The sequence below is a fragment of the Streptomyces sp. NPDC041713 genome, assembly GCF_055591085.1.
The window spans coordinates 210647-224538 of sequence record NZ_JBVIZY010000011.1 but is presented as its reverse complement, the minus strand read 5'-3'; the positions used below and the strand labels follow the sequence as shown (position 1 = coordinate 224538).

The window sequence follows — 13892 nt, the reverse complement described above, 5'->3', positions numbered from 1 at the left end:
CCTGGAACCGAGGGGGAAACCTCGCCACACTTGAAGCCCTGCCCCGAGCACCGCCGCGCGTCAGGAGATGGCCTCACCATGCCCGAGCACATACCCCCTCCCGAGCCGGGCCCCGACTCCCACTCCGCCCCCGCTCCCGCCCCTGCCCCCGATCCCGACCCGGGGCTTTTTGGGCCGGACTCCGTGACGTGGCACATCCACTCCGACCCGATGATGTGGATCGCCGGCATCCGAGCCCTCTACCTGCAGGCCCTGCACCCCCGCGCGGTCCGCGGCGTCATGGAGAACTCCGACTTCCGCAAGGACGCCTGGGGACGTCTGATGCGGACCGCCGGCTTCGTGGGCACGACGACCTACGGCACGACCGAGGCGGCCGAGAAGGCGGGCGCCCGGGTGCGGAAGATCCACACCATGCTCAAGGCCACCGACCCGGCGACGGGGGAGCGCTACGGGGTGGACGACCCCGAGCTGCTCCTCTGGGTGCACTGCGCGGAGATCGACTCCTACCTTCACGTCGTACGCCGCTCGGGGATCCGCCTCACCGACGCGCAGGCCGACCGTTACGTCCACGAACACCGGCAGAGCGCCCGGCTCGTGGGCCTCGACCCGGACGACGTACCCGCGTCGACGGCCGAGCTCGCCGCCTACTTCGCGAAGGTGCGGCCCGAGCTCGCCCTCGGCGCCGACGCCCGCGCCGTCGACGACTTCCTGCAGCGTCCGCCCACGCACCCGCTGCTCGTACCGGCGCGCGCCCTACTGTGGCGGCGCGTGGTGAACCTCGCGTACGCCTCGCTGCCGCCGTACGCCCACGCGCTGTACGGCAGGGCAGCCCCGCGCCCCGCCGCGGTGACCCGTCGGCTGGTCCTCACGGGCACCCTGCTGCGCCGCGTCCCCGCGCGCGTACGCTGGCAACTTCCGCCCCAGCACATCCTGCGGGCCATGGCCAGGCTCGGGCCGGGCAGCCGCCCGGCGCCGTACGGACTCCGCAGACGGAACGCCATACTGGACGGACCGGGGAGGGCGCAGCGAAGCAACGGGGGCGACAGCGGGAGATGGCGGACACGAGGCTGATCCAGGGCCGTTACCGGCTCCTGGATCTGATCGGCCGTGGCGGCATGGGCGAGGTGTGGCGGGCACGCGACGAGTCGCTCGGCCGCCGGGTCGCCGTCAAATGCCTCAAACCGATGGGGCCGCAGCACGACGAGTCCTTCGCGCGCGTGCTGCGCGAGCGGTTCCGGCGCGAGGCGCGCGTCGCGGCGGCGCTGCAGCACCGCGGGGTCACCGTCGTCCACGACTTCGGCGAGTACGAAGGCGTGCTGTACCTGGTCATGGAGCTCCTGGAGGGCCACAACCTCAGCGAGCTCATGGAGGAGAGCAAGCAGCAGCCCCTGCCGGTCGCCGACGTCGTGGAGATCGCCGACCAGGTCGCCGCGGCCCTCGCGTACACCCACGGACAAGGCATCGTGCACCGGGACCTGAAGCCCGCGAACATCATGCGGCTCGCCGACGGCACGGTGAAGATCTGCGACTTCGGCATCGCCCACCTCGGCGCCGACATCGACTTCAGCTCGCGCCTGACCGGCACGGGCATCGCGATGGGCACGCCGCACTACATGTCGCCCGAGCAGATCGGCGGGGACACCGTCGACCAGCGCAGCGACCTCTACTCCCTCGGGTGCGTGCTCTACGAGATCGCCACCGGGGCCCCGCCGTTCGACATGGAGGACGCCTGGGCCGTGCTCGTCGGGCATCGCGACACCGAGCCCGAGCCGCCCCGCGTCCACCGCGACGAGCTGCCGGACTACTTCGACCGGCTCGTCCTCGACCTGCTCGCCAAGGAACCCGCCGACCGGCCCCGCGACGCCCACGAACTGGGCCGACGCATCGCCGAGGGCCGCGGCACGCCGCCGTACGTCACGACCGTCGCGCCCTCCTCCCGCCGCCCCGGGCAGCCGCCGTCCCCCGAGGACCACCTGCCCTCCTGGACCCGCGGCATGACCACGGGGCACAAGGCGAGCGGCCCCTCCGCGCTGCGCACCACCCCGCCCGAGGCGGCGGCCGGCCTGACCGGCGAGTGGATCCCCCGCGTCGACGCGCGCCGGGCGGCTGCCCCGCGTGGACCCGAACGGCCCGCGCCGCCGCCGGAGGTGCTCGCCACGCTCACCAGCCGCCACAACGCGGGTCTCAGTCTGGGGCGCCTCGGCCGCTGGGACGAGGCGGGCGAGGTGCACCGCGCGGTCGCCGCGGAGCGCGAGCACGCGCTCGGCCCCGACCACCCCGACACGCTCGCCAGCCGCTACGAGGTGGGCTTCACGCTCTCCCGCACCGGCCGCGCCGCCGACGCGCTGCGCGAGTACGGTCGCGTCGCGCGGGGCCGGGAGCGCGCGCTCGGCGCCGAGCACTCGGAGACGCTCGCCGCCCGCCAGGAGATGGCCTTCGTCCTGGGGCAGCTCGGCCGGCACTTCGACGCCCACCAGACGTACGTCTCGGTGCTCGCCGCCCGCGAGCGCACCGCGGGGCCCGACCACCCGGACACGCTGCGCTGCCGCCACAACCTCGCGTACAACCTGAGCCGCCTCGGCCGCCTGGAGGACTCGCACCGGCTGGCCGAGGAGGTCGCCGCGGCCCGCGCCCGGGTGCTCGGACCGACCCACCCCGACACGCTCGTCACACGGTACGAAGTCGCGTACGCGCTCGGCCAGTTGGGGCGCTGGCCCGAGGCGCTGGAGACCTACCGCGAGGTCGCGGAGGCGCGGACACGGGCGCTCGGCGCGGACCATCCCGACACGCTCGCCGCCCGCTACGAGGTCGGCATCAGCCTCGGCAGGCTCGGCCGCAGCGCGGAGGCCCTCGACCTGTACCGCGACCTGATCGACGACCGTACGCGCGTGAACGGCCCCGCCGACCCCGAGACGCTGCGGGCCCGGCACGGACTCGGCGTGAACCTGGGCCGCCAGGGCCGCTGGGAGGAGGCGCTGGCGGAGGCCGGCGACGTGTGCGCCGTCCGCGAGCGGGTCCTCGGCCCCGACCACCCCGACACGCTGGTGAGCCGCCGCGAGGTGGCCGTCGGCCTCGGCTGGCTGGGCCGCTGGGCCGACGCGCTCGTCGAGTACCGCAGGGTCGCGGCGGCCCGGGAGCGGGTCCTCGGCGCCGACCACCCCGACGCCCTGGCGAGCCGCAACGACGAGGCCCACTGCCTGGAACAACTGGGCCGCGGCCCCGAGGCGGTGGACCTCTACCGCAGCGTGGCGGTACGCCGGCAGCGGTGGGCCACGGGCGGGTACTGAGAGCGGCGGGGCGCGGGGTGTGGTCCGCCGATGGGGCGAGACGCTAGCGGTGCGTGCCGGCGGATGGGAGGGGTGGCCTGGTCGGGGTCTCCTTCGCGCCCGTGCCGCCGCCTCCGAGTAGTGCCAGGATCAGGAGGACGACAACCAGCACGCCGCCGCCGCCCGCTGCCGCGGCGGGACGGCTGATCCGGCGCTCGTGCGGACGGACGTGGACACCGTTGCGGAGGTGGCCGCGTACGTGCACCGTCGCGCCCGGCGGAGAGGGAAGTGGGGTGCTGGTGGAGCGGGTGACAGTGCGGCGAGCGGAGGTTGCGCTGCTCCGAGGCCTGTTGCGGCGTTGGTGTGGTCGGACGTAGGAGCCGTCCCGGCGGTAGTGCCCACGAACGTGAGTCATCGGGGTTTTCCTCGGGTGATTTCGGGCGACCGGGCCCACTTGGACCCAAGTACGAAGGTAGCGGCCGCCACTGACAATCGGCGGGCCCAAGCAGGCCGTCCCGTCGGCCGATTGGGCGTGAGCAGCTGCCCGCCCGGACCGCGGAGGGCCACAGGCCCGCGCCCTCCGTGCTAGGAAGAGCCATGCTTGATCGTGATGCGTACGACGCCGTCATCGTCGGCGGGGGCCACAACGGTCTTGTCGCCGCCGCCTATCTCGCCCGCGCCGGGCGGTCCGTGCTGCTGCTCGAGCGGCTCGCCGGGACCGGTGGCGCCGCCGTCTCCAGCAGGCCCTTCCCCGGGGTCGACGCGCGCCTCTCGCGCTACTCGTACCTCGTCAGCCTGCTCCCCAAGAAGATCGTCCGGGACCTCGATCTGGACTTCAGGGTCCGCACCCGCACCGTCTCCTCGTACACCCCGGCCGAACGAGCCGGCCAGGCCACCGGACTGCTGGTCGGCGGGGGCGAGGCCCGTACCCGGCAGGCCTTCGAGCGGCTGACCGGGGGGCACCGGGAGTACGACGCCTGGCGGGAGTTCTACGCCATGACCGGGGAGGTCGCCCGGCGCGTCTTCCCCACCCTCACCGAACCCCTGCCCGAGCGCGCGGAACTGCGTGCCCGCGTCGACGACGAGGTGGCGTGGCGGACCCTTTTCGAGGAGCCGATCGGTGCCGCGATCGAGGAGCGCTTCGAGGACGACCTGGTCCGCGGGGTCGTCCTCACCGACGCGCTCATCGGCACGTTCGCCGACGCCCACGACCCGTCACTGCGGCAGAACCGCTGCTTCCTGTACCACGTCATCGGCGGCGGCACCGGCGACTGGAACGTGCCCGTCGGCGGCATGGGCGCCCTCACCGCCGCCATCGCCGATTCGGCGCGGATGTCGGGCGCCGTGCTGCGCACGGGGTGCGAGGTGACGCGCATCGACACCGACGGGCGGCGCGCCGAGGTCACGTACGCGACGGAGGACGGCGTGCACACCGCGGCCGCCGGCCACGTCCTGGTCAACGCCTCGCCGCAGGCCCTCGCCGCGCTCCTCGGCGACGAGCCGCCCGCGCCCGCCGAAGGCGCCCAGCTCAAGGTCAACATGCTGCTCAAGCGGCTGCCGAAGCTGCGCGACACGAGCGTCGACCCGTACGAGGCGTTCGCCGGGACCTTCCACATCGCCGAGGGGTACGAGGCGCTGGCCGCCGCCTACGCCCAGGCCGTCGCGGGCCGGCTGCCCGCCGCGCCGCCCTCCGAGATCTACTGCCACTCACTGACCGACCCGACGATCCTCGCCCCCGACCTCGTCGAGAGCGGCCACCACACCCTCACCCTCTTCGGCCTGCACACGCCCGCCCGCCTCTTCGCCCACGACAACGACGCCGTACGAGCCGACCTCCTCACCGCCACCCTCGCCCAACTCGACGCCCACCTCGCCGAACCGATCGCCGACTGCCTGGCCCTCGACGCGGAGGGACGCCCCTGCATCGAGGCGAAGACCCCCCTGGACCTGGAACACGACCTGCGCCTTCCGGGCGGCAACATCTTCCACCGCGACCTCGCCTTCCCCTACGCCCAGGAAGGCACGGGCCGTTGGGGAGTGGAGACCCGACACCCGAACATCCTGCTCTGCGGCGCGGGCGCGGTACGCGGCGGCGGCGTCAGCGGCATCCCGGGACACAACGCGGCGATGGCCGCGATGGATGCGATGGGCGCGTGACCGATGTCGTGCCCCGCCTCGTGGGGTTGGGTACGACGGTGACGAGCCGGGGCGGGGCGCGACGGTGACATGACGCAGGTCGACGGCCTGTGGTCGTAGGAAACTGACACTGCATCAGAAAATCCCTTCCCTCGGTCACGCCCCTGCGGCATCCTGCGCCCATGCAGACGGAGTTGAGTAGGAAACTGGGGATCGAGCACGCCATCTTCGGCTTCACGCCCTTCCCCGCGGTGGCCGCCGCCATCAGTCGGGCGGGTGGGTTCGGGGTGCTCGGGGCGGTGCGCTACACCGCGCCCGACGAGCTGGCCAGGGACCTCGACTGGATGCAGGAGCACGTCGACGGCAGGCCCTACGGGCTCGACGTCGTCATGCCGGCCAAGAAGGTCGAGGCCGCGGACGGGCGGCCGCTCACCGAGGCCGACATCGAGGCGATGATCCCCGAGGAGCACAGGGAGTTCGTCAGGGAGACCCTCGCCAAGCACGGCGTTCCCGAGCTCGACGAGGGCGAGGCGTCGGGCTGGCGCATCACCGGCTGGATGGAACAGGTCGCCCGCAGCCAGCTCGACGTCGCCTTCGACTATCCGATCAAACTCCTTGCCAACGCGCTCGGTTCGCCCCCGCCCGACGTCATCCGGCGGGCCCACGAGCACGACATCCTCGTCGCCGCCCTCGCCGGCAGTGCCCGCCACGCGCGCAAGCACGCCGAAGCGGGCATCGACATCGTGGTGGCCCAGGGGTACGAGGCGGGCGGTCACACCGGCGAGATCGCCTCCATGGTGCTCACGCCCGAGGCCGTCGAGGCCGTGGCGCCGCTGCCGGTGCTCGCCGCCGGGGGCATCGGCAGCGGTCAGCAGATCGCCGCCGCGCTCGCGCTCGGCGCGCAGGGCGTCTGGCTCGGCTCCCTGTGGCTCACCACCACGGAGGCCGACCTCCACTCGCCCGCCCTCACCCAGAAACTGCTCGCCGCCGGCTCCAGTGACACCGTCCGCTCCCGCGCCCTGACCGGTAAACCCGCCCGCCAGCTGCGCACGCGGTGGACCGACGCCTGGGACGACCCGCAGGGGCCCGGAACGCTGCCGATGCCGCTGCAGGGCCTGTTGGTCGCCGAAGCCGTGTCGCGCATCCAGAAGCACGAGGTGCGGGAGCTGCTCGGCACCCCGGTCGGCCAGATCGTCGGCCGGATGAACAGCGAACGCAGCGTCCAGGCCGTCTTCGACGAGCTGACCCGCGACTTCGAGCGGGCCGTCGACCGAGTCATCCGCATCGCGGAAAGGGGAAGTCAGTCGTGAGCACACCCCCCAACGGCTTCTGGGCCCAGGCCGTCGCCGACCCCGGCCGGACCGTCCTCGTGGCGCCCGACGGCGAGGAGTGGACGGCGGGCCGACTGCACGCCGTCGTCAACCAGTTGGTGCACGGACTGCGGGCCGCGGGACTGGAACGGGGCGACGCGTTCGCCGTCGTCCTGCCCAACGGCGTGGAGTTCCTCACCGCCTACCTCGCCGCGTCCCAGGCCGGTTTCTATCTCGTCCCCGTCAACCACCACCTGGTCGGCCCGGAGATCGCCTGGATCGTCGCCGACTCCGGCGCGAAGGTGCTGATCGCCCACGAGAAGTTCGCGGACGCCGCGGTGGCGGCGGCCGATGAGGCGGGCCTCCCGGCGAGCCACCGCCACGCCGTCGGAGCCGTGCCCGGATTCCGCCCCTACGCCCAACTCCTGGAGGGGCAACCGGAGTCGGTGCCTGACGAGCGCACCCTGGGCTGGGTCATGAACTACACCTCGGGCACCACAGGACGCCCGCGCGGCATCCGGCGCCCGCTCTCCGGCAAGCTTCCCGAGGAGTCCTACCTGGGCGGCTTCCTCGGCATCTTCGGCATCAAGCCCTTCGACGGCAACGTCCACCTGGTGTGCTCACCGCTCTACCACACCGCCGTCCTGCAGTTCGCGGGCGCCGCCCTGCACATCGGCCACCCGCTGGTCCTCATGGACAAGTGGACGCCACAGGAGATGCTCCGCCTCATCGACACGCACAAGTGCACGCACACCCACATGGTGCCCACCCAGTTCCACCGGCTGCTGGCGCTGCCGGACGCCACGAAGGCCGCGTACGACGTGTCCTCCATGCGGCATGCCATCCACGGCGCCGCTCCCTGCCCCGACCATGTGAAGCGCGCCATGATCGAGTGGTGGGGCGAGTGCGTCGAGGAGTACTACGCGGCCAGCGAGGGCGGTGGTGCCTTCGCCACCGCGCAGGACTGGCTCAAGAAGCCCGGAACGGTCGGAAAGGCCTGGCCCATCAGCGAGTTGGCCATCTTCGACGACGACGGCAACCGCCTCCCGCCCGGCGAACTGGGCACCGTCTACATGAAGATGTCCACCGGCGGATTCTCGTACCACAAGGACGAGTCCAAGACGAAGAAGAACCGCATCGGCGACTTCTTCACCGTGGGCGACCTCGGACTGCTCGACGAGGACGGTTACCTCTTCCTGCGCGACCGCAAGATCGACATGATCATCTCGGGTGGGGTGAACATCTACCCCGCCGAGATCGAGTCCGCGCTGCTCACCCACCCGGCGGTCGCCGACGCCGCCGCGTTCGGGATCCCGCACGACGACTGGGGCGAAGAGGTCAAGGCCGTCGTCGAGGTGGCCGAGGGCCGCGCGGCCGACGACACGCTGGCCGCCGAGATCCTCGCCTACTGCGAGCACCGGCTCGCCGGCTACAAGCGGCCGAAGACCGTCGACTTCATCGAGACGATGCCTCGCGACCCCAACGGCAAGCTGTACAAGCGACGGCTGCGCGAGCCGTACTGGGAGGGTCGCGAGCGCGCCGTGTGACGGGGCGTCAAGACAGGGCTGCAGGTGGTGGTACGGGCAAGGGGTTCGCCCATACCACCAGCCGAAGTACCCACCGCCTCAACGGCGTTCGCGCACCCGCACCACCTCCAGCGCCGGGTCGCCGAGGATGTCCTTCTCGCAGAAGCGCGAGGTCACCCAGCGCTCCTTCGCGTACAGCTTCGTCTGGTCGCTGTAGTGCGGCGAGAGGGGGTTGGAGGACTGGGAGTACGTCAGGAGCGTGCGGGCCTCGGGGCAGCGGCCGTCGTTCCAGCCGACCGCCTGGATGTGGCTCGACCCGTGCACGACCTCGGTGTAACCGCGCGCGGGATCCCACTGGGCCTCGACCTTGTTCCAGACGCCGAGGGACTCCGTACCGCCGGAGACCGGGATGCGCTTCCCTCCCCGCACCACGTACTGGTTCTCCCGCAGCGGCGCGTCCAGGGCGATGTCCGCGGCGGTCAGCTCCGTCACCGCGTCGGCCAGGGCGGTCCTGAAGCCGGGCTGCGCAGTGTCGAGGGTGTTCGGCGTGCGCACCGGATCGGCCGCAGAGAACGGCACCTTCCAGAGCTGCGCGTTCGGCACGGCCGCCGTCACCTTCCGCCAGAAGCGGTCGAAGAGCAGCGCACCGCGGCTGCCGGTGTCCATCCGGTGGTCCCAGCGGGCCAGCACCCGGCACGCACCCGACACGTCGACGGTCTTGCCGTCACTGCCCGTCGCGGTGCCGCCCGGCAGCGCCGCGCAGGCCTTCGCCGCGTCCTCGGCCGCGAGGTCCGCGGCCGGTACGCGGTTCGCGAACTGCTGCCGTTGCAGGTCCCGGACCGTGAGGCCGCCCTTCGCCGCCATCGCCGACACGTCCTCGACGGCGCCGCGGGTGCGCATCGAACGCTGGGTGCCGATCGTGCCGAAGATCCGCTCGTAGCCGGTGAGCGGCTGGTCGGCGTTGGTCAGCCAGGCGCTGTCGTTGCTGTTCTCCGCGTACGGGGCGTCCTTGAGGGTCGGCATCTTCGACGGGCCGAAGATGCCGGTCTGCACCGCGTCCTTGTCGGAGCCGAGCGCGCACGCGCCGCGCGAGCCGTCGAGGACGGCGACGCCCGACGCCGGGTAGGTGACCTTGCCGAGCGCGGTGCTGCAGCGCCGCGCCAGGTCGTCGGTGATCCGGGGGAGCACCTGGGACTGGCTGAGCAGGGAGTGGCCGCGGCGGTCGGCGGCGACGGTGTTCACCCAGGGCAGCCCCTGGGTGGTGCGCAGGGCCTTGAGGACGTCCTCGGTCGAACGCGCCGTGCCGAAGCCGAGATCGGTGTCGCTGCCGCGGAGGTTCGCGGCGTTGGGGTCGTTGAGCGCGTAGGCCGTGGTCGAGGACCAGGGCAGCGGCAGTTGGGGGCCGAGGCCGGTGACGACAGGGCCGTACCGGGTCCACCACTGGGTGCGCGTGACGGGCGCGCCGTCCTTGACCGGTACCGTGACCGTGCGCTGCGTCATCTTGTGCCGCTTGCCGTCCACCAGATACGTGGTCGGGTCGGCCGGGTCCAGCGTGAGCTGGTGGAGGTTGAGGGTGACGCCGGTGGCGACCGTGTGGCTCCACGCCACGTCGCCGTTGAAGCCGATGTTGACCACGCTCGTGCCGAGCAACGAGCCGCCGGACACGTTCAGTTGACCCGGAATGGTCTGCTGCGACTGCCAGAAGCGGCGCCCGCCCTGCCAGGGGTAGTGCGGGTTGCCGAGCAGCAGGCCCCGGCCGTTCGCGGTGGTCCTGCCGCTGAACGCGACGGCGTTGGAGCCCATGTCGGCGTCCTGTGCGGAGAACAGCTCGCGGGCGGCCTTCGCCGTGCGGTGCGGATCGGGCGCGCGGTGATCGCCCGAGGTCGCGGGCGGCGCCGCGGCCGTGATGCCGTCGATGGCGCGGCCCTGCCCGCCGAGCACCTGGACCGCGAAGCCCTGCCGGGCCACGTCGAGCGCGCTGATCGGCCGCACCCAGTCGGCCTTCGCGCAGGCCGGATCGGTGATGCGGTTCTGCTTCAGCCACGCGTTGTAGCCCGCGGCGAAGCCCCGCATGAGCTCCTTGGTCCGCCGTCCCGGACCGGCCGGCGCGGGCCGGTCCAGGAGCTTCTCCACGGTCCCGGCCTCGCGCACGCCACGGAAGTACTGGTCGCTGCCGAGGTTCGTGGTCGCGGACGACAGCGCGCCGCCGGGGGAGGCGTCGGGACCGAAGTGGCGCGAACGCTCGCCGCGGACGGTCAGATAGCCGTCGGCGAGGGTGCAGACCTGGTCGGCGGCCTGCGCCCAGCCGGTGCCGAAGCCGAGGTTCTCGTAGTCCTCGGCGAGGACGTGCGGAATGCCGTACTCGGTGTAGCGGATGGTGGCGTGCAGGCCGCCGTCGGAGGGGCGGGCGTCCCGGGGCGCGGCTCCCGCGCCGGACGACGGGAGCAGGGCCACCGCCGTCAGCAGGGTGATCCCCACCGCCGCCGTGCGTCTTGTGCGGATGCGCATCGTGCCTCCCAACTGGAGTCAGGGAAGGGGCGGTTGAGCGTACCAAGCGGTCGGTCATTTGGTCCGTCCGTTCGCCGGTCCCTTGACCCGCGGGCCCGGGGGACCCAGGATCACGCCATGACGGGTGCGGGTGGCAGCAGAGTCGACGACCTCCTCGCGCGCAGCGCGCGCCGGACACCGCGGCGGGTGGCGCTCCGCTACAAGGAGCGCGCGTGGACGTACGCCGAGCTCGACGCGGCGGTCACCGCGGCGGCCGGATTCCTCATGGACGAGGGGCTGCGCCACGGCGACCGGGTCGGAGCGTACGGGCACAACTCCGACGCGTACGTCATCGCCTTCCTGGCCTGCTCACGGGCGGGCCTCGTCCACGTACCCATCAACCAGAACCTCACCGGTGACGACCTGAGGTACATCGTCGAACAGTCGGGCAGCGCCACCGTCCTGGCCGACCCGCACCTGCGGCACCGGCTGCCGGACCCCACCCGGGTGCTCTCGTTGCGCGACACCACGGACTCGCTCCTCACCCGCGTCCGCCGCCCGCGCCCGGACGGCGAGGCAGACCTGGTCGTGCGTACGGGCGACGGGGGCGAACTCGTCCAGCTGCTCTACACGTCCGGCACCACGGCCCTGCCGAAGGGCGCCATGATGACGCACCGCGCCCTGCTCCACGAGTACGCCAGCGCCATCACGGCCCTGGACCTCAAGGAGACCGACCGGCCCGTCCACTCGCTGCCGCTCTACCACTCGGCGCAAATGCACGTGTTCCTCATGCCGTACCTCGCGGTCGGGGCCGAGAACACCCTCCTCGACGAACCCGCTCCGGAGAGGATCTTCGAGCTGGTGGAGGCGGGGGAGGGGGACAGCCTGTTCGCGCCGCCGACCGTGTGGATCGGCCTCGCCAACCATCCCGGCTTCGCCAGCCGTGATCTGGGAGCGTTGCGCAAGGCCTACTACGGGGCGTCGATCATGCCGGTGCCGGTCCTGGAGCGGCTGCGCGCCCGGCTGCCGGGGCTGGCCTTCTACAACTGCTTCGGCCAGAGCGAGATCGGACCGCTCGCCACCGTCCTCGGGCCCGACGAACACGAGGGACGGATGGACTCCTGCGGGCGGCCGGTGCTCTTCGTCGAGGCCCGTGTCGTGGACGAGAGCGGACACGAGGTGCCGGACGGCACCCGGGGCGAAGTCGTCTACCGCTCACCGCAGTTGTGCGAGGGCTACTGGGACAAGCCGGAGGAGACCGCGGAGGCGTTCCGCGACGGCTGGTTCCACTCCGGGGACCTCGCGGTGCGGGACGCCGAGGGGTACTTCACCGTCGTCGACCGGGTGAAGGACGTCATCAACTCCGGGGGAGTCCTCGTCGCGTCCAGGCAGGTCGAGGACGCGCTCTACACGCACCCGGGTGTCGCGGAGGCCGCGGTGATCGGTCTCCCGGACGAGCGCTGGATCGAGGCGGTGACCGCCGTCGTCGTACGCGGCGACAAGGAGCTCACGGAGGCCGACCTCATCGCGCACGCACGGGAGAAGCTCGCTCACTTCAAGGCGCCGAAGCGGGTCCTGTTCGTCGACGAACTGCCGCGCAACGCCAGCGGCAAGATCCTCAAGAGGGGCCTGCGGGACCGTTTCCGCACCGACTGACGGGGCGGATCTGCCCGTTCGGGGTGGGGTGTACGACGGGTGTTCCAGGTGGGCGTACGGCGGGCGTTCCAGGTAGGAGTGCGTACAGCGGGCGCCGGCGCGTGGCGCCGGCCCATGCCCGTCGTACGGTCAGGCGCTGGCGTGCTGGCGCTCTCCGCCTGTGGTGGACGATTCGTCCTCGACGGCTCTGCTGTCCTCGGCGGACATGTCGTCCTCGGGTGCACCGGTGCGGTCGGCCTCGTCCCGCGCTAGCAGGGAGAGCAGCGAGGCGACGGCCAGCCCGGACTCGGCGGGGTGGCGCAGCACCTTGGCGGGGTCGATCGAGTACGAGTTCGAGCGCCCCTCCTTGGTGTGGGAGAGATAACCGTCCTGTTCCAGGTCGGCGATGATCTTCTGAACGGCGCGTTCCGTGAGCCGGCAGTGGGCGGCGATGTCGCGGATACGGGCGCTGTGATTGTCGGCGATCGCGGCCAGTACGCGCGCGTGGTTGGTGAGAAACGTCCATCCGGTGTGTGACTCGGGCACTCCATCCATGGGCCAACTCTATGACGAGACATACACGGTTTCAAAAACACGTACTCGATTTCAGGTATTAGTTGACGTGTGTGGTGGGCGGAGGGCAGCCTTAGGGCTGGCGGTAGGCAACGAGGAGAGGGAGAGGCCATGCCGGAGCCCGCGTTCTCTCAGGAGCCCCTGATGGGCGAGAGCAGCAGTCACGGTCGTGCGCCGGTCGCACGCCCGGCACCTCCGGCTTCACTGCCCATGCGGCTGCGCCCTGGGCCGGAGGCGGGCAGGACGACCGTCGCGGTGTGGGGTGAGCTTGACCTCGATGCCGCCCAGCGGCTCCGGTCCGAGCTCCACGACGCCCTGAGTCACGCGGCCCAGGGCCTCGACCTGGACCTGCGGGAGGTGGACTTCTGCGACTGCTCCGGCCTCAACCTCCTGCTCGGCCTCCGCCACCGAGCCGTGGAGCAGGGCAAGACGGTCCTCATCGCCCGGAGCAGCCCCGCCCTGGAGCGCGTCATCGACCTCACCGGCACCCGCCACCTCCTCACGCCCACCGAGCAGACGGACGGTGCGGACGCGGCATGCCCGGTCGTCCACGAGGTGGCATCGGCCGACGACACCGAGCAGGATCTGCGAACCGTGGTGACCCAGTTGCGGCGGGCGATGCAGACCCGGCCCACCATCGACCTGGCCCGCGGCATCCTGATGTCCTCCTTCAACCTGAGCCCCGATGCGGCCTGGGACGTCCTGGTCACCGCTTCCCAGCACACCAACACCAAGCTGCACGTCCTCGCCGGGGACGTCGTGGCGACCGTCCAGGGGTGCGCCCTGTCCGACACCGTCCGCAAGCAACTGGAGGCCGCGGTCGCCAAGTCGAACGCGGCGCGCTCGGGCCCGCCGGCCACGGTCCGGTCCAATTTCGCCGTCACCGCCGTCGATCCGGGGGCGCCGCCCGACAGCATCGCCTGACGCGCGGCGGCCGGGCCGTTCCGGGGCGCACGCCT

At 72.2% G+C, this 13892-nt stretch carries 9 protein-coding genes; 7 read left to right on the top strand and 2 right to left on the bottom strand.

Going from position 1 to position 13892, the window contains the following annotated elements; translation table 11 throughout:
* The first annotated feature begins 78 nt into the window (after positions 1 to 78).
* The 5 genes from ACZ6CV_RS29520 (at position 79) to ACZ6CV_RS29500 (ending at position 8259) form a co-directional block, all read left to right on the top strand.
* The gene (locus ACZ6CV_RS29520; RefSeq protein ID WP_469253876.1) at positions 79 to 1071 is read left to right on the top strand and encodes an oxygenase MpaB family protein; all 993 of its coding nucleotides are present in this window, start codon (positions 79 to 81) and stop codon (positions 1069 to 1071) included.
* Entirely contained in the window at positions 1053 to 3287 is a 2235-nt protein-coding gene (locus tag ACZ6CV_RS29515; protein WP_469253874.1) for a serine/threonine-protein kinase, read from the top strand. Before ACZ6CV_RS29520 ends, ACZ6CV_RS29515 begins: the two co-directional genes overlap by 19 nt.
* 576 nt (positions 3288 to 3863) lie before the next feature.
* A complete protein-coding gene (locus ACZ6CV_RS29510; RefSeq protein WP_469253872.1) occupies positions 3864 to 5423 on the top strand; it encodes a phytoene desaturase family protein in 1560 nt (519 codons plus the stop codon).
* A 161-nt stretch (positions 5424 to 5584) separates the two neighbouring features.
* The gene (locus ACZ6CV_RS29505) at positions 5585 to 6712 is read left to right on the top strand and encodes an NAD(P)H-dependent flavin oxidoreductase (protein ID WP_469253870.1); all 1128 of its coding nucleotides are present in this window, start codon (positions 5585 to 5587) and stop codon (positions 6710 to 6712) included.
* Positions 6709 to 8259: an acyl-CoA synthetase gene (locus tag ACZ6CV_RS29500; protein ID WP_469253869.1), complete on the top strand. Its 1551-nt coding sequence runs from the start codon at positions 6709 to 6711 to the stop codon at positions 8257 to 8259. The genes ACZ6CV_RS29505 and ACZ6CV_RS29500 overlap by 4 nt, the downstream gene beginning before the upstream one ends.
* Before the next feature lie 78 nt (positions 8260 to 8337).
* Here ACZ6CV_RS29500 and ACZ6CV_RS29495 read toward each other — a convergent pair whose 3' ends face one another.
* On the bottom strand, positions 8338 to 10746 hold the full coding sequence (locus ACZ6CV_RS29495) for a penicillin acylase family protein (RefSeq protein WP_469253867.1): 2409 nt from the start codon (positions 10744 to 10746) through the stop codon (positions 8338 to 8340).
* A 117-nt stretch (positions 10747 to 10863) separates the two neighbouring features.
* Between ACZ6CV_RS29495 and ACZ6CV_RS29490 the strand changes: the two genes are divergently transcribed.
* Positions 10864 to 12381, top strand: coding sequence for an acyl-CoA synthetase (locus tag ACZ6CV_RS29490; protein ID WP_469253865.1), 1518 nt, complete (start codon positions 10864 to 10866; stop codon positions 12379 to 12381).
* A 129-nt stretch (positions 12382 to 12510) separates the two neighbouring features.
* Here ACZ6CV_RS29490 and ACZ6CV_RS29485 read toward each other — a convergent pair whose 3' ends face one another.
* A complete protein-coding gene (locus ACZ6CV_RS29485; RefSeq protein ID WP_469253863.1) occupies positions 12511 to 12915 on the bottom strand; it encodes a helix-turn-helix transcriptional regulator in 405 nt (134 codons plus the stop codon).
* 228 nt (positions 12916 to 13143) lie between these two features.
* Here ACZ6CV_RS29485 and ACZ6CV_RS29480 point away from each other — a divergent pair, with 228 nt between their 5' ends.
* Entirely contained in the window at positions 13144 to 13857 is a 714-nt protein-coding gene (locus ACZ6CV_RS29480; RefSeq protein WP_469253861.1) for an anti-sigma factor antagonist, read from the top strand.
* Positions 13858 to 13892 lie beyond the last annotated feature (35 nt).